Genomic DNA, 21,374 nt, shown 5'->3' with positions numbered 1-21,374 from the left:
TGTTTTCATCAGGAGTGCTGACCATGAGTGAGGAAGACTACAAAAAGCTTCATCCGGTACTGAGCGAGGTCACCAAGACCTATGTCGATCTCTACACCAACCGGCCCAATGAGAAAAACCGGGAAAAGCTGATCAAACTGGAAGCCCTGCTGCACGAGAAGCTGGAAGCTATTCGCAAAGCCAAGGAAAAAGAGGAATAGGGCCCGGCTGCGCCGGGCCCTGGAGCGGTCACGACCATTTTTCTCCCGGGCTCTGATAGTGCAGGAAAGCCCGGTGCAGAGTGTCTGGCTGATCGGCCTGGATCAGCATGTCGATATACTGCTGCTTGAGAAACCCGGCCTGCTCCATGGTTTGCGCCATCGCCAACAGTGGATCGAAAAACCCGTTGACGTTGTAGATGGCACAAGGCTTGTGGTGCAGGCCCAGCTGGCCCCAGGTCCAGGCCTCGAACAGCTCTTCCAGGGTGCCAATGCCGCCCGGCAGCGCCACGAAACCATCGGCCAGATCGGCCATCAGGGCCTTGCGCTCGTGCATGTTCTTGACCACATGCAATTCGGTCAGGCCGGAATGGGCCAGTTCCCGGTCCCGCAGGTGCTCCGGGATTACCCCGTGAACCCGGCCACCGGCCGCCAGTACCGCATCGGCCACCACACCCATCAGGCCGACATGACCACCGCCGAACACCAGCTCGATACCGTTACGGCCGAGGTAATCACCCAGCTCCCGGGCCTTGTCCGCGTATAGCGGATCGTTGCCGGACCGGGAGCCACAATAGACCGCGACCTTCATTCACCGTCCCCGATTTTGTCCTGGGTCCGGGTCTCGAAATCGCTGGCATCGTGGCGTTCATGCAGCTGGCTGCTCGGCTCACCCCAGGCCCGGTTAACCATCCGGCCACGCCGGACCGCCGGGCGCTGAGCGATCTCATCGGCCCAGCGAATCACGTTGGTGTAGGTGTGAGCTTCCAGGAACTCGGCCGCGTCATACACCTTGTTTTTCACCAGGGCGCCGTACCAGGGCCAGATGGCCATATCGGCAATGGTGTATTCGTCGCCCGCGATGTATCGGTTGTTTGCCAACTGACGGTCCAGTACATCGAGCTGACGCTTGACCTCCATGGTGTAACGGTTGATCGGGTACTCATAGTATTCCGGCGCATAGGCGTAGAAATGACCGAAGCCGCCACCAAGCATGGGTGCGCTGCCCATTTGCCAGAACAGCCAGTTCATGGTTTCGGCACGCCCGGCAACGTCCTTGGGCAGGAAGGCCCCGAATTTCTCCGCCAGATAGAGCAGAATCGACCCGGATTCGAACAGACGGATGGACGGGGTGACACTGTGGTCCATCATGGCGGGAATCTTGGAGTTGGGGTTCACCTCCACAAAGCCGCTGCCGAACTGATCGCCCTCGGTAATCTTGATCAGCCAGGCGTCATACTCGGCGTCTTTGATACCCAGCTCCAGCAGTTCCTCGAGCATCACCGTCACTTTCACGCCGTTGGGGGTGGCCAGCGAGTACAACTGCAACGGGTGCTTGCCAACCGGCAGCTCCTTGTCGTGGGTCGGGCCGGCGATCGGGCGGTTGATGCTGGCAAACCGCCCCCCGCTCTCGGAGTCCCATTTCCAGACTTTGGGCGGCGTGTAGGTAGCGTCGGTCATGGCATTTCTCCTCACAAAGTAGCAGTCAGCTGGCTCCGAGGTCGCATTGAGCCCGGGGCCGAAAACTCTAGCATGGAAGATCAAACAAAAAGAACCACAGGAGTACCCCATGGCAGGGCGCATTGTGCTCCTTCTTGCCTGTCTGTTTGTTATGCCCCTGGTACAGGCCGAGCTGTCAGACAGCAAGCGGGCGCTGATCCAGGAGCTGTTTCCCTCGGCAACCATCATTGAAGACAAGCTGCCGGATTTCCCGGTGTATCCGGTGTATCAACTCCAGGAACTGCTCGGCTATGCTTACGAATCCATAGATCACAGCCGCCTTCAGGGCTTTGCCGGCAAACCGATCAGCATGCTGATTGGTCTGGACACCAAAGGCCGTTTTACCGGTATCAAAGTCCTGAATCACCACGAGCCGGTCTTTCTACATGGCCTGGGCGAAGCTCCCCTGTTCGAGTTTGTAGACCAATACGAAGGGCATTCGTTACAAGAGCAAATCATTGTCAGCACCTCCAATTCCAGCCGTTCAGGTCGAACCAGTGAAGGCAACGTCGTGCACTTTGACGGTGTCAGCAAGGCCACGGTCTCGGTGCTGATCATTAACGACACCGTACTCTCTTCTGCTCTCAAGGTGGCCCGCAAGAAACTCGAGGGCTTTGCCCAGAGCGCGCCCACAAAGGCAAAACCGGATTTCTACCAGCCACTGTCGTGGCAGCAGCTCCTGGACCGAGGTTATATCGGACACTGGCAGATTACCGCCGAGTCCATCGAGGCCGAGCTGGGCCGGCCTCTTTCCGACTACCCCATGGACATACAGCCCGCAGACGGCGAACCTTTTACCGAGCTTTTCTTCGCCTACATCAATTCGCCCATGGTGGGACGGAACCTGCTCGGCGACGATGGTTACCAGCGCCTCATGCAACGGATAGACGAGGGCGCACAGGTTCTGGCCGTCATGTCCCGGGGCGCCTTTCCCCACGTTTCCCGCGAGTTCGTACCCGGCAGCTCTCCGGACCGTGTTGGTCTGACCCAGAACAACCTGGCCGTGGAAATGCGCGACCTGAACCTGCTGGATCAGAATCTCGATTTTCGGGCCGCTGGCATCCCATCGTTCGATGCAGGGAACCTGTTCCGCGTGGGTGGTAACGCCGGCTTCAACCCCGGAGCGGACGCCAACCTGAAGCTCAATGTCGAACTGGCCCGCAATCACCTGATGGTGGACCGCACCTCCCTGAATATCCCGGTTCGGTTCAACGAAGAACTGTTTGAGGCCGTCGAGATTGCTCCCAACCCGGAGGACACCCGTCAACCAGTCTGGATCGGCCTTTGGAAGGAACGCTGGTGGCAGATTTCACTGCTGGTTCTCGGCCTGACCGTTCTGACCGTGTTTTTCGCCCGCCAGAAAACCCTGAGCCGCAACCCGAAGCTGGTACACCGGTTCCGCTGGGGATTTCTGTTCTTCACCCTGTTCTTTATCGGTTTCTACGCCCAGGGTCAGCTTTCGGTGGTTAACATCTACACCCTGTTCCTGGCAGTCTGGGACGGTTTCTCCCTAAACGTCTTCCTGCTGGATCCGATCATTTTCATTCTCTGGGTCTATACATTCATCACCCTGTTCATCTGGGGCCGCGGCCTTTTCTGTGGCTGGCTCTGCCCCTTTGGCGCCCTGCAGGAAATGGCCGCCTGGCTTGGCGAAAAACTGAAGTTCCGCCAGATCAAGGTTCCCGAGCAATGGCACCGGCGCCTGATCCTGCTCAAATATCCGATCCTGCTCGCTCTGGTGGGCACCGCTTTCTATTCCCTGACCATCGCCGAAAAACTGGCAGAAGTGGAGCCATTCAAGACCAGTATTACCCTGTTTTTTGTGCGCTCCTGGCCTTTCGTGCTCTATGCCGTTGGCCTGCTGGTGATCGGCATGTTCATCCACAAGTTCTATTGCCGTTACCTGTGCCCGCTGGGTGCCGGCCTTGCGGTGCTTGGCCGGTTCCGGCTGTTCAGCTGGCTGGACCGGGTTGAGCTCTGTGGAAACCCCTGTCAGCACTGCAAAAACGAATGCGGCATCAATGCCATTCGCAAGGATGGCCGGATCGACTACGACGAGTGCATTCAGTGCCTTGAGTGCGTGGTTATTCTCGAAGACGACACCCGGTGCGTCGATAAACGCCTCGAGAGTAAAAAGAGGTCAAAACAGGCGAACATTCTGGCAACGGACGCGGGCTGACCCGCTCCGTTGCCGCAAAGCCCGGATTACTTCTTCTGCCATTCAAACCTCTTGAACGGCTCATCCACCGGCGTCTCCGCGATGTGGTTCACGTAGTTACTCATCACTTTCTGGGACAACACCAGAATCACTTCCAGTACCTGGCGATGCTGGTACCCGGCTTCATAGAAGGCATCCAGGTCCTCCTTGCTGACATTGCCGTGTTTGCGCATGACCGCGAGGGTGAAGGTTCTGAGCGCTTCCAGCTTGTCACTGGGCAGCGGCGTTTCGTCCCGCAGAGCATTGGTAATGTCATCAGACACTTTCATGGATTTGGCAATCCCCGTGTGCGCGGGAACGCAATAGTGGCAAGCGTTTTCCACGTTAATCGTCTGCCAGACCACGGTCTTCTCATCGTTGTCGAAGCTGCTGTCCAACACCAGTTGGTGCAGTTGCTGATAGCCCTCGAGAAGACCCGGCGCTTCCGCCATAACTGCATGCAAACCGGGAATCATGCCGAACGCCTTGTGCGAATTGTCCAGCAGGGGTTTGGATTGTTCCGGTGCCGTGTCTTTGTCGTGAAGGGTAAAGTCTGTCATTGCCAACTCCATTTTTGAATGAATGCTCAATTACAACTTCAGGCTAACTGTTATTGAGCGATCATTCAAGATATAATTGAGCGGTCATTCAAATCACGACAATGGTGAAGTGTTGTTATGGCCAGACACGCGCGCTATGACCGAAAGACCGCCCTGGAAAAGGCCGTTGGCCTGTTTTGGGAGAAGGGCTATCACGGCAGCTCCATGAAACAGATCGAGCAGGCCCTCGATATGCGCCCGGGCAGCATTTACGCCACCTTCGGAAGCAAGGATGGCCTGTTTTCGGAAGCACTGGCTGCCTATGCCGAACAGGGCGGCAGAGAAATGGCTGTGCACCTCAAGGGTTATGATTCGATCGTTGACGGTCTCCAGGACTACCTGCGCGGCATCGCATGCAGTTGCGGCAACCAGAATGCGACACCCGCCCGGGCCTGCATGATCGTGAAAACACTGCTGGAATCGAAAAACACCCACGCAGAGCTGGCCGAGCTGGCCGACAGCATTCTTGCTGCCATTGAGCACTCCGTTGCAGACCTGGTTGAGCAGGCCCGGGTGAAAGGTGAGCTGGTTCAGTCCGTAGACAGCCGGCGGATTGCCCGGCTTATCCAGGCGCAGATCATGGGCCTGAGATCCATGGGTGAACGCCACCTGGATCCGCAAGCCATGCAGGACCTGGGTGACGATATGGCAGCCATCCTGGACGGATACCGCACCCAGCACTGATCCTCCCCTTCCAGCACCCCGGTGAGAGAGCACACACCGGGGCTGAAAGTATGAGCACTTCCGTAGAATTGTGCCCACAGCCCGGGCCGCGTTAACATTAGCGCCCGGCTCAGACCCTGCGCTGTTTCCCGACCGAGTCCTGGCGACACGGCTGGCCCCCACAGTGAGGACAGCCAAGCATTCTTACCTGAAGAGTGCTTGGCTCTCTTCACTTACAGGTCTGATTGTTATGGATAACCTTCATCACATTGTTGTGGTCGGCGGTGGCGCCGGCGGTCTCGAACTGGTTACCAGCCTTGGCAACAAACTGGGTAAAAAACGCAAGGCGCGGATCACGCTGGTGGATGCCGGCCTGACCCACGTCTGGAAACCTCTGTTGCATGAGGTGGCCTCCGGCTCCCTGGATGCCAGCGCCAACGAGATCAACTACCGCGCCCATGCCCGCAAACACCACTACGAATTCCAGCTGGGCCGAATGAGCGGTCTGGACCGTCAGAACAAACACGTGGTTATAGCCCCGTTTCACGATCTCGACGGCACAGAAGTGGTTCCCGAACGACACATCCCCTATGACACACTGGTCATCGCGGTAGGCAGCACCGCAAACGATTTCGGCACTCCCGGCGCCCAGGACAACTGCCTGTTCCTGGACAGCCTTGATCAGGCGAGACGCTTTCACAATCTGATGCTCAACGCCTTTTTGCGCAAGAATCACGAAGCATTCCAGGGGGCCGAACACACCCTGAACATCAGTATCATCGGAGCCGGAGCTACTGGCGTGGAACTGGCAGCAGAACTGCGCCTGGCTTCCCGGGAACTTCCTGTCTACGGCATGAACCACCTTCAACCCTCGGACGTTTCCATTACCGTGATTGAGGCCGCCGACCGCATTCTTCCGGCGTTGCCCGGCCGGCTGTCTGCGGCGGCTACCAAGGAACTGGAACACCAGCGAGTGAAGGTACTGACCGGCCAGCCGGTCAATGAGGTGCGGCCCACCTCGGTCGTAATGAAGGACGGTACCGAACTAAGCTCGGAAATGACCATCTGGGCAGCGGGCATCAAGGCTCCGGCGTTCCTGGCGGAGCTTGAGGGCCTGGAGGTTAACCGGGGCAACCAGCTGGTTGTGGAGCAGACCCTGCAAACTACCCAGGATTCGGATATCTTTGCCTTTGGCGACTGCGCGGCCTGCCCGCAACCGGATTCCGACCGGCCGGTTCCGCCTCGGGCCCAGGCAGCGCACCAGCAGGCCGACACCCTGTTCAAGACTCTGTGCAATCGCCTGGACAATGGTGAGGCGGTTCCCTTCGTGTACAACGACCATGGTTCGCTGATCAACTTCAGCCGCTACACCACCGTCGGCAACCTGATGGGCAATCTTTCCGGCCGCAGCATGTACGTCGAAGGCAAAGTGGCCCGCATGTTCTACCTGTCCCTTTACCGGATGCACCAGGTGGCCCTGCACGGCATGTTCCGCACCGGCATCATATGGTTGATGGATAAAATCAGCCGTGCCATGCAGCCACGACTCAAACTACACTAAAGGGAGAGCGGGCCAGCGAGGGAGTGGAGCGGGTGAAGGGAATCGAACCCTCGTATGCAGCTTGGGAAGCTGCCGTTCTACCATTGAACTACACCCGCAAAAATAGGGCCGCGACAGCAATATAAGCGGTCAGCCCGGCATTGGGCAAGCATTCTGTCTGGAGCAACAATGGACCCCACCCTGACCCTGATTGGCGCCCTGATGCTGGTCATCAGTATCGTGCTCAGCCCGCTTTCCAGCCGGGTGGGCATGCCTGTGCTGCTGATCTTTCTGGTGGTGGGCATGATGATGGGTGAGGACGGCCCGGGTGGCATCCAGTTCGATGACTTTGAACTGGCCTTTCTGATTGCCAATCTCGCGTTGGGCGTGATTCTCCTCGACGGTGGCATGCGCACCCGGGCGGAGACTTTCAGGGTAGGCCTGAAACCTGCCCTGGTACTTGCCACCCTCGGAGTCGCCATGACCGCCGCTGGCGCCGCGGTTGTGGCCTGGTGGGTGTTCGATCTGCACTGGCTGACTGCCCTGCTGATTGGCGCCATCATTTCCTCTACCGATGCCGCCGCCGTTTTTTCCCTGCTGCAGGGACGGGGGCTGCACCTGAACGAGCGAGTCAGTGCGACCCTGGAAATTGAGTCCGGCAGCAACGACCCTATGGCGATTTTCCTGACGCTCATGCTGGTTACGTTGATTGGCAACGACGGCGACCAGGCGGGCTGGGCCGCTCTTTCCATGCTGGTACAGCAGTTCGGCATCGGCGCTATTGCAGGGATTATTGGCGGTTTTGCCGTGGTGGAGCTGGCCAATCGAATCCGCCTGACCCCTTCTCTGTACCCTTTGCTGGTGGCGGCCGCGGGCATCTCGGTGTTCTCCGCCACCAACGCTCTCGGCGGCAGCGGATTTCTGGCCATTTACCTGACTGGCGTGGTAATTGGTAACCGTCACGTCCGGATGATGCCGATGATCCTGCAGGTTCACGACGGCCTGGCCTGGCTGGCCCAGTTGTGCCTGTTCCTGATGCTGGGGCTTCTGGTCACTCCGTCAGACCTGATCCCCCTGGCTGGAGGAGGGCTGATACTGGCCCTGGCTCTGATCTTCGTCATCCGCCCGCTGACGGTCTTGCTGACCCTCTGGCCTTTTGCCTTTAACCGTCGCGAGATGGGGTTTATCAGTTGGGTCGGCCTGCGAGGGGCTGTCCCCATTGTTCTGGCCCTGTTTCCGATCATTGCAGACTTGCCGGAAGCCCAGCTGGTGTTCCACGCCGCTTTCTTTATCGTCCTGGTCTCTCTTCTGGTTCAGGGCACCACCATGACCCCTCTGGCCAGAAAGCTTCGCCTGGAGGTGCCGGCCGGCGAGGACCCCTATCGAAGACTCCCTCTGGATGCTCCAGCGGCGGGAGACCACGAGTTGATGCTGTTCCCGTTGCGCGGCGAAACCTGGCAAACGCCACGTCGGCTGGGCCAGTTGCGCTTTCCGGAGAACACGGCTGTGGCCGGAGTCTTCCGCAACCGGGTCTGTCTGCAGCCAAAAGCGGACCTGGAAGTATCCAGTGGCGACATGGTCGCAATGTTTGCGACTCCCAGTGTTCTGCCTGAACTCGGCAAGGCGCTGAGCGGCAGACACGCACCCAAGTACCTGGCCGAACGGGCGTTTTTCGGGGATTTCGTACTCAACGGCGATGCGCTTCTGGGTGACGTGGAGCAAGTCTACGGCATTGAGTTCGACGACCTGCCGCCGGAGCTTTCCCTCGCCGAATGCTTTGCCAAAAGGACAAAAGGGCACCCGGTTGTTGGTGACGTAGTAACCCTGGGCCCGGTGACACTGGTTGCCCGGGCTACCAGCGCCGACAAGGTCACCAAGGTGGGCCTGAAGATGGACAGTTCACAAAATGTGTGAAGAGCAAACCAGATAGCCAAAAAAGTTAACAAAACCCCTTAACAGATCCCTTTTGGCCTATGGTATAAAACGTCTGAACAAACATTAATCATTGGTAAGTTGAGGACATGAGCATTTTCCGCGCCCTCCCAGCCTCCATTGCCCTGCTCTGTCTGGCATTGGCTCCGAGCGCTTTGGCCACCGAACTGCTGGCCAAGGCCGACACCCGTATGCCGGCTGCCACCATGTACAAGCCCGCGGATATCGAGAGTGTCAGCAAGGTGGTCGTTCGCAAGGGAGAGCGCCGCCTGTACCTGATGGATGGCGAGGAGGTGATTCGCAGCTACCGAATTTCCCTTGGCGACAATCCGGAAGGTCACAAGCTGTACGAAGGTGACGAGCGCACGCCGGAAGGCGATTACACGCTGGACTGGCGCAACGCCGAGAGCGACTTCTACAAATCCATCCATATCTCGTACCCCAGCGAGCGGGATCGCGAACTGGCATCTGCCTGGGGCCTGGACCCGGGTGGCAGCATCATGATTCATGGCCTGCCCAATAACGTAGGCGATATGGCTTTTGCTTATGCTGGTCTTGACTGGACCGACGGCTGTATCGCCGTGACCAACGAAGAGATGGACGAAATCTGGCAACTGGTCTCCAACGGAACGCCCATCAGCATTCATCCCTGAAGCAAACCTGACGGCAGCATTAAGTTGTTGTCATATGCTTAGCAAATTTACGTATCTCTAGTTAACATTCCTGCTTACAGTGTTTTACACTGTTTTACGACTCCGGTAGTCACTACCTGACAAGCGATGCTGCGCAGGTTGACAGGAAGTCGTCTATACTGACTTTCGGATCACAGGAAATAACTCGACCAATAAGGGGATTTACAATGCGTAAACTGACGATCGCCGGGATTGCACTGGCCACTGCTCTGACTGCAGGTTGTGCCACCACTGACCAGGGCGCCATCGACGAAGCAAATGCAACCGCCAGCTCCGCTGAGCGCACTGCAGAAAATGCACTGAACACCGCTAACAGCGCTGCCAGCTCTGCCCGCACTGCCCAGCAGACTGCGGAAGAAGCCCTGGCCGCTGCTCGTGCAGCCCAGAAGGCTGCCGATGAGGCAAACGAGCGTGCCAAGCGTATGCTCGAGCGTGCCAGCCAGAAGTAAGGCTGATACGTAACGAAAAGGCCGGCATTGCCGGCCTTTTTTATGCCCCGGTATCCGGTTTGTCCGGATCGGACTTGTCAGGGCTGGCAGGTTTGTTGTCCTTGAGGAACGTGGTAATCAGCTCCATTGGCAATGGGAACACAATGGTGGATGAGTTGGTGTTACTCATATCCGCCAGCGTCTGCAGGTAACGCAGCTGCATGGAACCGGAATTCGTGGACATGACATCCGCCGCTTCCACCAGCTTTTTGGACGCCTGCAATTCGCCCTCGGCGTGGATGACCTTGGCGCGACGTTCGCGCTCTGCCTCTGCCTGACGGGCAATGGCACGGATCATCGATTCATTGAGATCCACATGTTTGATTTCAACGTTGGCCACCTTGATGCCCCATTCCTCGGTCTGGGCATCGATGATCTCCTGGATATCGGAATTGAGCTTGTCCCGCTCTGACAGCATCTCGTCGAGATCGTGTTTGCCGAGCACCGACCGCAGCGTGGTCTGGGCCAGCTGGCTGGTTGCGGAATTGAAATCCTCCACCCGGATAATGGCACGCTCGGGATCCACAACTCGAAAGTACAGCACGGCATTCACCCGCACAGTCACGTTATCCCGGGAGATCACGTCCTGACTGGGGACATCCAGGGTGATCACCCGCAGGTCTACCCGGACTATCTGCTGAATGCCCGGAATAACAATGATCAGCCCCGGACCTTTGACGCCCTGGAAACGCCCGAGAAAGAACACAACGCCACGTTCATACTCCGGCAGGATCTTGATCGCCGAAGCAAGAATGAGCAGTAACACCACCGTAGGTGCCAGATAGGGAATCAGATCGCCAATCATACGGCCTCCTTGTATTGCCGTTACTTTGTCTGCCGGTTCAGTCGTTGTCCGGAATGACCCTGACAGTTACCGTTAAACCCTCAATCGCTGTCACTTGAACCCGGTCGCCCTCTTTGACGGCTCCCTCGCTGATGGCATTCCAACGTTCACCACTGAGCCGCACGTGGCCCCGGTAGTGGCCATGTTCTTCGGAGAACTCATCCAGGGCCACGCCCTCTTCATGGGTCAACTGTTCGGTGCCACTGACCGGATGCCGCCGACGCAGACCGATAAACCGGGTCACCGTCCAGAGGATAAACCCGGCAGCCACCACGGCGGTGCCTCCGATCGTTGGCAGGGAAATATCCCGGTGACTGCCGTCCATCAGGATGATCGAGCCGGTAACAAAGGCAACTATTCCGCCAACCCCCAGTATCCCGAAGCTGGGCACGAAGGCCTCGCCCACAATGAACGCCAGTCCGAGCAGAATCAGTGCCAGGCCGGCGTAATTCACCGACAGGACCTGGAAAGCGAAGAGCGCAAGGATCAGGGAGATGGCGCCAATCACGCCCGGCACCACCGCACCGGGGTTCGCCAGCTCGAAGATGATGCCGTAGAAGCCGATAATCATCAGGAAATAGGCGACGTTCGGATTGGTGATCACGGAAAGCAGGCGCGTGCGCCAATCCGGTTGGGACCTGACAATTTCCAGGCTGGCCGTGTTCAGGGTCGTGTCGCCCGACGCCATCCGAACGGTGCGGCCATCCACCTGCTGGAGCAGATCCCGGATGTTGGGCGAAACCACGTCGATAACGTTCTTCTCAAGGGCCTCATCGGCACCCAGATTCACAGCCTCACGGACGGCTTCTTCAGCCCAGTCGGCGTTGCGGCCATGGCGTTCGGCCAGCCCGCGAATGTAACTGACCGCATCCTCCAGAACCTTGCGCTCCATGGCGGTGCCACCGCGCCGTTTGCCGTCATCGTCGCCGGCCTGCTGTTCGCCGTTCGACGAAGAACCGGAGTCTGAATCCGAACCTTCCCCGGATTTTGGCTCGCCGGGGGCCGGATCGCTCTCCGGTTCGGGACTACCCGGCAGACCGCCCATCTGGACCGGCGTCGCCGAGCCCAGGTTGGTCGCCGGAGCCATGGCGGCAATGTGACTGCCGTAGAGGATATAGGTGCCAGCGCTGGCCGCCCGCGCGCCCTGCGGAGAGACATAGGTAGCCACGGGAACCTCAGAGGCAAGAATCGTCTTGATGATATCCCGCATGGAGTCCATCAGACCGCCCGGCGTATCCATTTCGATGATCACCAGACCAGCGCCCTCGGACTCAGCCCTACGAATGCCTCGGGTAACGTAGTCCATGGTGGCAGGGCCAATGGCGCCCTCGACAGTAAGTACCAGGGCCGTTTGAGATGATTTTTGCTGGGCAAAGACCTGATGTGCCAGAGAACCCAGTGCGAGCATAACGCCTGTCAGCAGCACCAGGGCCCAGAGCCGAAGGCGGGCGGGATTCGGTGATCGCACGGGATGATGTGCCTGCATAATGCCTCCCTGGACCGGAACAACTTCAATGCCTGGATATGCGGTGGCTCAGCGGCCGCGGTTTTTCCCTGCAAGACGGCACCCGTGCCCGGACGCCTGACTTAGAAGTATAGCCGCTGCTCAGGTTCGCCCGTCGGTTCCGGCGATTTCTCTTCCACGGTCTTGTCGGCGGCCATTCGGGTCACACGTTCACCAATCATCGTTGGCAGGCCATCGGCCTGGTCCACTGCCAGCTCAATGGCGCCACGCTTGACCTCGACTCCCGGGTGCTGGCTGCGGAAGGCTTCGACTTCGGCAAACACCTGGTTCCAGAGCCGATCCCGATCCTCGCGGGGGTAGTCTTCGTGGGGGCGATGCACCTCAAGCCAGACTTCACCATTCGAAAAACCGATCTTGACCGCATCGTGGACAACCTGAACCGGCGTACCCTTCTCCACCTGATACACGAACCGGGAAATATCTTCGTTGTACATCCGGAAGCAGCCATGGCTGACCGGCATACCCACGCCAAACTTCTTGTTGGTACCGTGGATCAGATAGCCTTTTTCACTCAGCAACAGGGCGTGGGTACCAAGCGGATTGCCGGGACCGGGGGGAATCATCCGGGGCAAATACTCACCGGACGCCTCGTATTCCGCCCGGATGCTCGCCGGCGGATACCAGGCCGGAGACTCCAGTGGCATGGTGACCTCTGCGTCGGTCAGGGGGGAGGGGTTCTCCGCCGTACCGACGCCCACGGGGTAAACCTGCACACCCTCATCGGTGAAATAATAGAGACGATACTCGGCGAGGTTGATGACAATACCTTCGCGCCGCGCATCCGGCAGCACATACTGGCGCGGCAGGGTGATGGTGGTACCTTCTCCGGGTAGCCACGGATCCACACCGGGGTTGGCCTTCACCAGCTCCAGATAGCCCATCGCTAACCGGTTACCGATGCCGGCAAAGGTGTCTTCATAGCGGGTTTCAAAAACACCAAGCTCACCGGCCAGATCACCCTGAACCGGGAAGGTGGGCACGCGGGGACTTCTGTCCGGCGCTTCCGGGCCGCTGGCGGCGTCCAGGGGCTCCGCCGACCCCGCGGTCGGAAACACGAGGAACTGCGCCAGGGAAAAAACCGCTAAAAATCTGAACCACATAGAAAACGTTCCGAAAGCATCAGGCAACCGGGTACAGTGACAGCAAGTACCCTCAGGAGTTCACATAGGTAGCCCATACTGTTACGACGGCAAGCGCGACGAACAGCACACTTGCACCAATCCGCGCTGTGGCGAGGGGCAATCTCTCCATCAGCCAGCGTCCTGCCATGATAACCGGTATGTTTGCCAACAGCATCCCCACCGTGGTGCCCAGAATCACCCAGAAAGTCTCGGTGAAGCGGGCGGCGAGAACAACGGTCGCCACCTGGGTCTTGTCGCCGATCTCTGCCAGGAAAAACATGATGGTGGTGGCCGTGAACGCCCCCATGCCCAGGAACTTTGAATCCTCGCTGTCATCCTTGTCCGGCACCAGCAGCCAGAGCGCGATCGCAACAAAACTGACAGCCAGAATCCACGGTAACCAGGCTTGTGGAATGAAGGAAGCAACCCAGGCACCAAGCCAGGCCGAGAGGGCATGATTGAGAACCGTTGCGACAAAAATGCCGAGGATAATGGGCAGGCGAGTGGCGTAGCGGGCAACCAGGAATAGCGAAAGCAGTTGGGTCTTGTCACCAATTTCCGCTATGGCAACAGCAACCGTTGAGGCGAGGAAAGCGTCCATGAAAAACTCCAGGGCGGATAACCAGACATGAGGCAGCCCACCTTCCGCCCAATGGAGGTGAAACCGCCTCAGGTCTTGCCAATATCACCGGAATCTCGGTGAAACATGATAGCCATGGGGATTTGGCCCCAAGTATGTTGACTATCATCCGACCGGCAGTTCCGGTGCGGAGGCTACTCCCCTGAAGAGATGTCGGCATAGTAATGAATCCGGAGCAGGGCCGCAACCTAGGTTCGCATTCTCCATACCGGAATCGCAGCCACCGCCACGAATACCGCCACCAGCCACCAAGCGGAATGGAACGCATTGATTGTGGGCATCCCGGAGGAGTGCTCGCCGAATTCCACAGTAAGTGCCACCAGATTGACCCCAAAGGCGCCTCCGAGCTGGCGCATGAAGTTGAGCGTGCTGGAGCCGGCCCCCAGCTCCTGAGGCTTTAGGGGATTCAGGGCGCCGGTGGACAGGGCGGGAAGCATGAAGCCGATCCCGATTCGGCCGAGGACCGTCCAGAGCACCAGCCAGCCGAAAGCCAGCTCGAGGTCGGACAGCGCAAACAGCATGGCGGAAAGGGCAAAAGCGCCGATGCCGAAGACCACCAGAACCCGGGCGCTATGCCTGTCCGCAAGCCGACCGGCCAGGGGAAAGGTCATACCCAGGACAATCCCTGCCGGCAGCATCAGCAAACCGGCTTCGGTCGCGCTGAATCCGAGCGCTGTTTGCACGAACAGAGGAATCAGGTAGGTGGACCCGAACAGCGCCAGCCCCAGGGCCACAGCACCGAGACAGGCGAAGACAAAGACCGGTTTGCGCAGCAGGGCCATGTTTACCAGTGGATGCGCTGTTCGTCGCTCACGCAGCACGAAGAGCAACAACCCACCAAGCGCCATTACTGTTCCGGCGAGGATCCGGTTTTCCTGGCCCGCCGCGTGCTGTAACCGGTTCAGAGTATCGAGGGACACGGCGATGGTAAATCCGAGCAAGATCAGGCCAGGCAGATCGAAACGATAGGGTGCCGGCCGGGAAACCGGCAACGGCAGAAATCGCCAGGCCATGAAAACACCCACCAGGGTGACAGGAGCCGGCGCGAACATCACATAGCGCCAGTCCAGTTGATCAACCAGGAAGCCCCCCAATACCGGGCCAAGGGCCGGTGCCAGGATCACCCCCATGCCATAAATCCCCATGGCCTGGCCGCGGCGATCACGTGGAAAAATCCGGAACACCAGGTACATACCCATGGGCTGCATCAGGCCGGCCATGGCGCCCTGACCTATACGGGCAGCAATGAGCTGTCCCGGTGTCTCGGCAAAGCCACCGGCGAGGGAAATCAGGGTAAAGAGAAACATGGCTGCGGCAAGGGTCTTGCGAACCCCGAAGTGATCCAGCAGCCAGGAGGAGGCAAGCATGGTAGTGGTCATGGCTGCGATAAAGCCGGTTGCCAGCCAGTGGACCTGACCCTGGCGAATGCCGAACTCCACCATGATATCGTGCAGCGCCACGTTGACCACGGTGGCGCTGAGAACGGTGGCCATGGTGCCGATCATCACCGTGGCCACCGCCAGCCAGCGCCAGCGGTCTCCGTAGCGCGCCTTCAGGCCCTCAACCGAATTATCAGCCAAGGATTACTTCTGCTTTTCGGCGTTTTCCAGGATCTTGTGGAAGACCTTCACGGTGCACTCGATCTCTTTGTCGCTGATGCCCTCAAGCATCTCCTCGCGCAGCACCTCGGCTCGCTCGGAAAGGTCGTCCATGAACGCCCGACCGGCAGTGGTCAGATGCAGGCGCCGAGCCCGGCGATCGTGGGGGCACGGCCGACGCTCGATCAAACCTTGTTGCTCCAGGCTATCAAGCAGACGAACCAGGGTCGGATTCTCGATCGCCATGAGGCTGGCCAGTTCACGCTGGGTAAGGCCTTCGCCGCCTTTTTCCAGGTACACCATGGTGCTCCACCGCGCCTGGGTGACGCCCAGATCCTTCAGGCGCTCATCGAGCATTTTTCTCCAGCGTCGGGTAACCCGCGCTACTGCAAAAGGAAACTGGTCTCTCATTTATCGTCACTCCATCTCAAAAAAGGGCCTGGCCCGGGCCGGGCGCTGCCGCGCACTCGGCCAATTCATCACATTATCGGAAAGTCACCAATAGTATGCTAACCATTGTGATGAAAACAGATACGGAAGTAAAAACAAAATTGGGGAAAACCGAAAGCAGCGTCAGCTCGCCTGACGCTGCTCTTCGTGCATCTCCTCGACTTCCGGAGACTCGTGGAACTCGGTATTTCGCGGATCGATCTCGGCGAGAACCGGCGACGCTTCGGGCATGGCCGGCACGAAATGCTCCTGATCTGCAACCGCGACATCCTCGGTGTGACTGATCCGATAGCTGGTGATCAGCGCCAGCAGCACCAGAAAGCCCGCATTGCCAAAGAACAGGCCTTTGGGCCCGAGCAGGTTGATCAGTTCAGCCATGACCACAGGCCCGATGACGCTGCCCACCCCGTAACTGAGCAGCAGCGTCGCGCTGGCAGCCACGATGCGGGAACTTTCCATACGGTCATTGGTAATGGCGACCGCAACCGGGTAGAGGGCCGCGGACAGGCCGGTAAACAGTCCAACCAGAAGGGTCAACAGCCACGCATTGCCAGCCCCAAGGACGCCAACACCGCCTGCGGCGGAGGCCGCCACCAGAGCAATCCAGAACATTACCCGGCGCCGGTCAAAACGGTCGCAGAGCCGGCCCAGGGGCCAGGCAAGAATCATTGCGGCAACAATGGCGCTGGCCATGAACGTGGAGGTCCGGGCAACGTCCAGCCCCACCAGGGTTGCGTACACAGGCCCCAGCGCATAGAAGCCGCCAATCATCACGCCACAAATGAGAGCCCCGGCCACACCGCTGAAGGATTCTCTGGCCAGAGTGAAGATAGAGATACGCTGGACCTGCTCAATAACAGGCGCCTCCATTTTGGTTAGTGCAAGCGGCATCAGGGCCATTGCCAGCAGGATCGCGGCAATCGAGAACGGCATGAAGTTGGCCGGGTCGCCAACGTTCACGATAAGCTGTCCGCCGGCCGCGGACAGATAAAAAACAATCTGGTAAACCGCGAACAACGCACCGCGATTGGCATTGGTAGCCCGGCTTGAGAACCAGCTTTCAATCACCACCAGCACACCGGCAATACTGAACCCGGACAGCACCCGCAACACTGCCCAGAAAATCTCGGATACGGCCATTGGGTAGAGCAGTGAGGTAATGGCTGCCCCCGCAGCGAACACGGCAAAGGCACGGATATGACCAACCCGGCCTATAATCCTGTGGACATACAGCGTTCCCAGCACAAACCCGATGGAATAGCAGACCAGAATCCAGCCGATTATGTCCGGTGATATCGCTTCTATACTCAGACGTATACCCAGGAGCGTCATCAGGAAAGCATTACCGCTGACAAGCAGAATGATGCTCAGAATCAGGGCAGAAAGGGAGGTGACCATTCGGGTCATTACAGCAGCTCCGGGCGTAACAGGGTATTTTCGTTTCGATGAAAGACAAAATAGCAGCAAGCACCGGACTCTGCCGGCCGCGTATTAGATCAGGAGCGGAAAACGAAACCACTAGGCACTTCCCGAAACCTGTTAACCGCGTCACAAAAACCTGCAAAGGCCGCCGCAGAGCGGTTTAACAGGGTTTTACATTAATGTGCCGTAACAGACCCTAAGGGCCGGAGCAGGTAACATGAAAGCGAGCTATTCATTGGACCGTGAGCGCCTGGTTATGAAAAAAACGGACTGGCCCATACGCTGGGATCTGCTGCTTCGCTACCGACTGATCGAAACCATCGCCCTGTGGGAAGGTCGCCTGACCACCAACCACATCTGCCACAGTTTCGGCATCGGTCGCCAGCAGGCGTCCAAGGACATCAACACCTATCTGCGCGAACTGGCGCCGGGTAATCTGGTTTATGACCGCCATCTGAAAGGCTACGTGCCGGCCGAGAAATTTCGTCCGGTGGTTACCCGTGGCGTGGTAAACGAGTATCTGGACCTGCTGGCCCGCCAGCAGAACCTGAGCAATACCTTTGAATCACTGAATATAGACCTGCCGGACAGCACCGTGGTTCAGGGCCCGAACCGGGTGATTGCACCGGAAACCATGCGTGCCGTGGTGACCGCCACACGTCAGGGCAGACAGTTGCGCGCCAGCTACGCCTCCCTGAGTCGACCTGAAGCGGTGGAAAGCATTCTGGAGCCCCACACACTGGTTTGTGCCGGCAATAGCTGGCACTTGCGTGCCTGGTGCGACTCCAATCGGGAGTTCCGGGACTTCGCCCTGAGCCGTTTCCGTACCTCGCCCGAGGCATTGCGGCAGCGGGCCAGGCACAGCCGGGAGCAGGACGAGCACTGGAACCGTGAGGTTACCCTGGTCGTTACGCCGGACAGACGCCTGACCGAAGCCCAGCAACAGATCATCGCCCGGGACTATGGCATGGAACATGGTCGTCTGGAGGTTGCCACCCGCGCCGCACTGGCTCCCTATGTGTTGTCCCGTCTCGGAATCACCTTCGACAACGAGCATCCGGATCCGTTGGTTCAGCAGCTTGAACTGGCCAATCCGGACCAGCTGGGCTTTGGCAGCAAACGTGAACAGGCTCTGAAGGCCGTTGCCGGTCTCAGCTAAACTGCCGGTGTGAATTCTAAAATTCGACGCTATTCCTATATCTGCTTCCTGATTCTGCCGTTCCTGCCCATGGCGGCAACGGCGGAATCAGCCTGTGGCAAACCCGCAACACCAATTTCCGAAGTACAAGGGACCGGCCCGGCCTCACTTCTGACAGGCAAGACGGTCACGGTGGAGGGTATCCTGACCCAGGATTCCCGATCAGAAGGCGGGTTTGGCGGCTTCTATCTTCAGCAGGCCGACCACCAGACCGACAATGATCCCACCACGTCCGAGGCCCTGTTTGTCTATACCGACCGCAAGGTCGGCAAAACCGGCATGCGGCTGCGGGTTACCGGCAAGGTGAAGGAATACCACGGACTGACTGAACTGGTAGCGGTCCGGACCATTGATATGTGCGGACAGGAAGCGCTGCCGGCCGCCATGCCGGTGACGCTGCCGTGGACGGTGGATCCGGAACACCTGGAGAATATGAGGGTGACCTTCCGCCAGCCCCTGACGGTGGTCGACAACTACAACCTCGACCGCTACGGCGAGCTGGCGCTGGCCGGCGCCGATCAGATCCAGCCCACCGAGTACCTTACGCCGGGCGAGAGCGCCCACAGGGCATCCCTCCGCAACCGTCAGAACCGCGTACTGCTGGACGACAATCGGTCCATCAGAAATCCGAGGCCCATACCCTGGCCGCCCGAAGGTTTGTCCTCAGGATCCGTGCGCGCTGGCGACCAGATTACGGGGCTCACCGGGGTGCTGGACTTCCGTTTCGATGCCTGGAGAATCCAGCCCGCCCGGGAACCTGTCTTTCTGGATACCAACGAGAGAGAACCTGCGCCGGAGTCGCCGCCCGGTGATTCCGTGCGGATCATGGCGCTGAATCTCGGCAACTTTTTCAACGGCGATGGTCGCGGCGGCGAGTTTCCAACAACCCGGGGTGCCAAGACATGGGCAGAGTTTCAGCGCCAGCAACAGCGGCTAGTGCAAACGCTACTGGCACCGGACCCGGACATTCTTGCGGTCACGGAACTCGAGAACGACGGCTACGGTCCGCACAGCTCCGTCGCCAGCCTGGCCGATGCCCTGGGCAGCCCCTGGCGGTTTGTCAGCACGCCGGGCCAGGACGGCGACGACGAAATCCGGACGGGCCTGCTCTATCGCGGCGACCGGGTGCGCATGCTAGGTGAACCCGAAAGGCTTGCCGGTGGGCCTTTCGCCTCCGCCGGTCGACCTCCGCTGGCCCAGGATTTCAGTCGTGTCGATGGTGAGACAACGGTCCAGGTGATCGTGCCTCACCTGAAATCAAAATCCTGTCGGGGTGCCAGGGGGGATAATCGGGATCAGGCGGATGGCCAGGGCTGTTACGCCAGCCGGCGAACGGACGAAGCACAAGCGCTGGCTGAATGGCCCGGCATTGGTAAAGAAGGCCCCAATTCCGCCGGCACCCTGATTATCGGTGACCTGAACAGCTATGCCCGGGAACATCCCATTACGATGCTGGCAAGGGCGGGTTTTGTCAGCATGGTGCACCACTTTCATCCCTGCACCGAAACCAGCTGTCGCCAGTACACCTACCGATACCGTGGCGAGAAAGGGTCGCTGGATTACGCCCTGGCCTCCGAGACACTGAAACCACGGATTGTGGGCGCGCGCATCTGGCTGGTCAATGCCGATGAGCCCAGAGTTTTCGGTTACCAGAGCGACTACGTGGTTGACGGTCAAGGGCCCTGGCGGTCAAGCGACCACAACCCGGTGATTGTCGACCTGGAGCTCTGAGCCCCGAACCCTGGTCGTTGCGGCCCGTCCGTTGGTTGCCCTTGCGCCGGAGCGCGCGGGCGTATAGGCCAAGGCTCGGGAGGCCGATACCGGTAGACTGGCGACAAGACCCAAAACCGGTGATCGCTGACAACCATGAGAATCCCTGCCCCCAACCTCTGGCCCGCTGCCCGCACAGGACAACGTTTTCTTCTTCAGGCTCGCCGCCGCACAGCGCTTGTGGATGGCCACAAGATGGTTTTCCTGGAGCGGGGCGCTCCCAGCTCGGGGAACCCTACCGTCGTGCTGATTCACGGCTTTGCCGCCATGAAAGAAAACTGGGCCCTGTGGCTGCAACGGCTGCCCAGGCACTGGCATCTGTTGGTACCGGATCTGCCTGGCTTCGGGGAGAGTGATTACCGGCCCCACGCCTGTTACCGCTATGAGACCCAGGCACGGCGACTGGAACAATGGCTTGCGGGCTTTAACACCAACGATATTCATCTGGCCGGCAGTTCCATGGGCGGCGCTATAGCCGCCGTGCTCGCCCACTCACTGGATCCGAAGCCCCGTTCGGTAACGCTGCTCAACAGCGCTGGAATCCCGGAACATAAGGATGTCGACATTCACGCCCCCCCAAGGTCCGACCGGGACGGCATCCTGATTCCAAAGGACTGGAAAGGCGTCTACCGCATGTTCAACAGCGTCGGCACCGGCAAGCCCACGGTCTCCGGGCTGGCCATGGCCGGCCTTCTGGGGCCGGACCTGCTGGGCCGCACCGACGCGCTGCGTCACATCTTCAGTGACATGGTGGCAGACGCATTGGCACCAGCGCGCTACCTGGGCCCCGACACACCGCCACTTCAGGTTCAGTGGGGTGATCGGGACGTGATCACCCCCACCCGCTGCATCGACTGGTTCGGCTCGGCCACGCCAGACGCGGAAATCCACGTATTCCGGGGCGTGGGGCACCTGCCCATGCTGGAGACACCCGCGCGATCCGCCGCGACTCTTGAGCGATTCGTCCACCGCCATGGCCGGTAAGCCGGTCAGGCCAA

General features: G+C 59.2%; 20 protein-coding genes, 1 tRNA gene and 1 riboswitch. Of the genes, 10 read left to right on the top strand and 11 right to left on the bottom strand.

Annotation, left to right across the window (positions count from 1 at the left end):
- The first annotated feature begins 23 nt into the window (after positions 1–23).
- Positions 24–200, top strand: a complete 177-nt coding sequence (locus GJU83_RS09840) for a hypothetical protein (protein ID WP_227514443.1) — start codon at positions 24–26, stop codon at positions 198–200.
- A 28-nt stretch (positions 201–228) separates the two neighbouring features.
- On the opposite strand, the gene GJU83_RS09835 is transcribed toward GJU83_RS09840, so the two are convergent.
- Together GJU83_RS09835 and yghU are read right to left on the bottom strand one after the other, a co-directional pair.
- On the bottom strand, positions 229–789 hold the full coding sequence (locus GJU83_RS09835) for an LOG family protein (protein ID WP_153634203.1): 561 nt from the start codon (positions 787–789) through the stop codon (positions 229–231).
- Positions 786–1,658, bottom strand: coding sequence for a glutathione-dependent disulfide-bond oxidoreductase (yghU, locus tag GJU83_RS09830; protein ID WP_069182518.1), 873 nt, complete (start codon positions 1,656–1,658; stop codon positions 786–788). Before yghU ends, GJU83_RS09835 begins: the two co-directional genes overlap by 4 nt.
- A gap of 109 nt (positions 1,659–1,767) precedes the next feature.
- Between yghU and GJU83_RS09825 the strand changes: the two genes are divergently transcribed.
- Positions 1,768–3,876 (top strand): NosR/NirI family protein, encoded by a 2,109-nt coding sequence (locus GJU83_RS09825; protein ID WP_153634202.1) that lies wholly within the window; start codon positions 1,768–1,770, stop codon positions 3,874–3,876.
- 26 nt (positions 3,877–3,902) lie between these two features.
- On the opposite strand, the gene GJU83_RS09820 is transcribed toward GJU83_RS09825, so the two are convergent.
- The gene (locus tag GJU83_RS09820; protein WP_069182516.1) at positions 3,903–4,454 is read right to left on the bottom strand and encodes a carboxymuconolactone decarboxylase family protein; all 552 of its coding nucleotides are present in this window, start codon (positions 4,452–4,454) and stop codon (positions 3,903–3,905) included.
- 117 nt (positions 4,455–4,571) lie between these two features.
- Between GJU83_RS09820 and GJU83_RS09815 the strand changes: the two genes are divergently transcribed.
- Together GJU83_RS09815 and GJU83_RS09810 are read left to right on the top strand one after the other, a co-directional pair.
- Positions 4,572–5,177 (top strand): TetR/AcrR family transcriptional regulator, encoded by a 606-nt coding sequence (locus tag GJU83_RS09815; protein WP_153634201.1) that lies wholly within the window; start codon positions 4,572–4,574, stop codon positions 5,175–5,177.
- A gap of 229 nt (positions 5,178–5,406) precedes the next feature.
- Positions 5,407–6,717, top strand: coding sequence for an NAD(P)/FAD-dependent oxidoreductase (locus GJU83_RS09810; protein WP_153634200.1), 1,311 nt, complete (start codon positions 5,407–5,409; stop codon positions 6,715–6,717).
- Between the two features lie 24 nt (positions 6,718–6,741).
- Here the strand turns inward: GJU83_RS09810 and GJU83_RS09805 are convergent.
- Positions 6,742–6,815 (bottom strand) — tRNA-Gly (locus tag GJU83_RS09805).
- A gap of 70 nt (positions 6,816–6,885) precedes the next feature.
- Between GJU83_RS09805 and GJU83_RS09800 the strand changes: the two genes are divergently transcribed.
- The 3 genes from GJU83_RS09800 to GJU83_RS09790 all read left to right on the top strand — a co-directional run bounded on the left by GJU83_RS09800 (position 6,886) and on the right by GJU83_RS09790 (position 9,769).
- Complete coding sequence (locus GJU83_RS09800; RefSeq protein WP_069182513.1) at positions 6,886–8,610, top strand: potassium/proton antiporter; 1,725 nt, start codon at positions 6,886–6,888, stop codon at positions 8,608–8,610.
- Between the two features lie 107 nt (positions 8,611–8,717).
- Positions 8,718–9,281, top strand: coding sequence for a L,D-transpeptidase family protein (locus GJU83_RS09795; protein WP_153634199.1), 564 nt, complete (start codon positions 8,718–8,720; stop codon positions 9,279–9,281).
- A 206-nt stretch (positions 9,282–9,487) separates the two neighbouring features.
- The gene (locus GJU83_RS09790) at positions 9,488–9,769 is read left to right on the top strand and encodes an Lpp/OprI family alanine-zipper lipoprotein (protein WP_064229359.1); all 282 of its coding nucleotides are present in this window, start codon (positions 9,488–9,490) and stop codon (positions 9,767–9,769) included.
- Positions 9,770–9,809: 40 nt separating this feature from the next.
- Here GJU83_RS09790 and GJU83_RS09785 read toward each other — a convergent pair whose 3' ends face one another.
- From GJU83_RS09785 to GJU83_RS09755, 7 genes are all read right to left on the bottom strand, one after another.
- Positions 9,810–10,613 carry a slipin family protein gene (locus GJU83_RS09785; RefSeq protein ID WP_153634198.1) on the bottom strand — a complete coding sequence of 268 codons (804 nt, stop codon included), beginning with the start codon at positions 10,611–10,613 and terminating at the stop codon, positions 9,810–9,812.
- Between the two features lie 37 nt (positions 10,614–10,650).
- Positions 10,651–12,138 (bottom strand): NfeD family protein, encoded by a 1,488-nt coding sequence (locus GJU83_RS09780; protein WP_153634197.1) that lies wholly within the window; start codon positions 12,136–12,138, stop codon positions 10,651–10,653.
- A gap of 101 nt (positions 12,139–12,239) precedes the next feature.
- On the bottom strand, positions 12,240–13,277 hold the full coding sequence (locus tag GJU83_RS09775) for a L,D-transpeptidase family protein (protein ID WP_153634196.1): 1,038 nt from the start codon (positions 13,275–13,277) through the stop codon (positions 12,240–12,242).
- Between the two features lie 52 nt (positions 13,278–13,329).
- Complete coding sequence (locus GJU83_RS09770; protein ID WP_069182508.1) at positions 13,330–13,899, bottom strand: TMEM165/GDT1 family protein; 570 nt, start codon at positions 13,897–13,899, stop codon at positions 13,330–13,332.
- A gap of 4 nt (positions 13,900–13,903) precedes the next feature.
- Positions 13,904–14,086: riboswitch (yybP-ykoY riboswitch) on the bottom strand.
- Positions 14,087–14,126: 40 nt separating this feature from the next.
- Entirely contained in the window at positions 14,127–15,518 is a 1,392-nt protein-coding gene (locus GJU83_RS09765; protein WP_069182507.1) for a DHA2 family efflux MFS transporter permease subunit, read from the bottom strand.
- Between the two features lie 3 nt (positions 15,519–15,521).
- Positions 15,522–15,947, bottom strand: a complete 426-nt coding sequence (locus GJU83_RS09760) for a MarR family transcriptional regulator (protein ID WP_069182506.1) — start codon at positions 15,945–15,947, stop codon at positions 15,522–15,524.
- 162 nt (positions 15,948–16,109) lie between these two features.
- The gene (locus GJU83_RS09755; RefSeq protein WP_069182505.1) at positions 16,110–17,393 is read right to left on the bottom strand and encodes an MFS transporter; all 1,284 of its coding nucleotides are present in this window, start codon (positions 17,391–17,393) and stop codon (positions 16,110–16,112) included.
- A 271-nt stretch (positions 17,394–17,664) separates the two neighbouring features.
- On the opposite strand from GJU83_RS09755, the gene GJU83_RS09750 reads away from it, so the two are divergent.
- From GJU83_RS09750 to GJU83_RS09740, 3 genes are all read left to right on the top strand, one after another.
- Complete coding sequence (locus GJU83_RS09750; RefSeq protein WP_174805037.1) at positions 17,665–18,567, top strand: helix-turn-helix transcriptional regulator; 903 nt, start codon at positions 17,665–17,667, stop codon at positions 18,565–18,567.
- Between the two features lie 9 nt (positions 18,568–18,576).
- Positions 18,577–20,337, top strand: a complete 1,761-nt coding sequence (locus tag GJU83_RS09745; RefSeq protein WP_167516393.1) for an ExeM/NucH family extracellular endonuclease — start codon at positions 18,577–18,579, stop codon at positions 20,335–20,337.
- Positions 20,338–20,472: 135 nt separating this feature from the next.
- The gene (locus GJU83_RS09740) at positions 20,473–21,360 is read left to right on the top strand and encodes an alpha/beta fold hydrolase (protein WP_153634195.1); all 888 of its coding nucleotides are present in this window, start codon (positions 20,473–20,475) and stop codon (positions 21,358–21,360) included.
- Positions 21,361–21,374 lie beyond the last annotated feature (14 nt).

Source organism: Marinobacter salsuginis (assembly GCF_009617755.1).
Lineage (GTDB): Bacteria > Pseudomonadota > Gammaproteobacteria > Pseudomonadales > Oleiphilaceae > Marinobacter > Marinobacter salsuginis.
This window is presented reverse-complemented; position numbering and strand designations above follow the sequence as displayed.

What these genes read in the sequence shown, in the direction of transcription:
- GJU83_RS09785 (WP_153634198.1), bottom strand. Translation starts at nt 10,613, where the DNA reads ATGATTGGCGATCTGATTCCCTATCTGGCACCTACGGTGGTGTTACTG.
- GJU83_RS09780 (WP_153634197.1), bottom strand. Translation starts at nt 12,138, where the DNA reads ATGCAGGCACATCATCCCGTGCGATCACCGAATCCCGCCCGCCTTCGG.
- GJU83_RS09820 (WP_069182516.1), bottom strand. Translation starts at nt 4,454, where the DNA reads ATGACAGACTTTACCCTTCACGACAAAGACACGGCACCGGAACAATCC.
- GJU83_RS09755 (WP_069182505.1), bottom strand. Translation starts at nt 17,393, where the DNA reads ATGACCCGAATGGTCACCTCCCTTTCTGCCCTGATTCTGAGCATCATT.
- yghU (WP_069182518.1), bottom strand. Translation starts at nt 1,658, where the DNA reads ATGACCGACGCTACCTACACGCCGCCCAAAGTCTGGAAATGGGACTCC.
- GJU83_RS09760 (WP_069182506.1), bottom strand. Translation starts at nt 15,947, where the DNA reads ATGAGAGACCAGTTTCCTTTTGCAGTAGCGCGGGTTACCCGACGCTGG.
- GJU83_RS09795 (WP_153634199.1), top strand. Translation starts at nt 8,718, where the DNA reads ATGAGCATTTTCCGCGCCCTCCCAGCCTCCATTGCCCTGCTCTGTCTG.
- GJU83_RS09770 (WP_069182508.1), bottom strand. Translation starts at nt 13,899, where the DNA reads ATGGACGCTTTCCTCGCCTCAACGGTTGCTGTTGCCATAGCGGAAATT.
- GJU83_RS09825 (WP_153634202.1), top strand. Translation starts at nt 1,768, where the DNA reads ATGGCAGGGCGCATTGTGCTCCTTCTTGCCTGTCTGTTTGTTATGCCC.
- GJU83_RS09840 (WP_227514443.1), top strand. Translation starts at nt 24, where the DNA reads ATGAGTGAGGAAGACTACAAAAAGCTTCATCCGGTACTGAGCGAGGTC.
- GJU83_RS09790 (WP_064229359.1), top strand. Translation starts at nt 9,488, where the DNA reads ATGCGTAAACTGACGATCGCCGGGATTGCACTGGCCACTGCTCTGACT.
- GJU83_RS09800 (WP_069182513.1), top strand. Translation starts at nt 6,886, where the DNA reads ATGGACCCCACCCTGACCCTGATTGGCGCCCTGATGCTGGTCATCAGT.
- GJU83_RS09815 (WP_153634201.1), top strand. Translation starts at nt 4,572, where the DNA reads ATGGCCAGACACGCGCGCTATGACCGAAAGACCGCCCTGGAAAAGGCC.
- GJU83_RS09810 (WP_153634200.1), top strand. Translation starts at nt 5,407, where the DNA reads ATGGATAACCTTCATCACATTGTTGTGGTCGGCGGTGGCGCCGGCGGT.
- GJU83_RS09740 (WP_153634195.1), top strand. Translation starts at nt 20,473, where the DNA reads ATGAGAATCCCTGCCCCCAACCTCTGGCCCGCTGCCCGCACAGGACAA.
- GJU83_RS09750 (WP_174805037.1), top strand. Translation starts at nt 17,665, where the DNA reads ATGAAAAAAACGGACTGGCCCATACGCTGGGATCTGCTGCTTCGCTAC.
- GJU83_RS09835 (WP_153634203.1), bottom strand. Translation starts at nt 789, where the DNA reads ATGAAGGTCGCGGTCTATTGTGGCTCCCGGTCCGGCAACGATCCGCTA.
- GJU83_RS09775 (WP_153634196.1), bottom strand. Translation starts at nt 13,277, where the DNA reads ATGTGGTTCAGATTTTTAGCGGTTTTTTCCCTGGCGCAGTTCCTCGTG.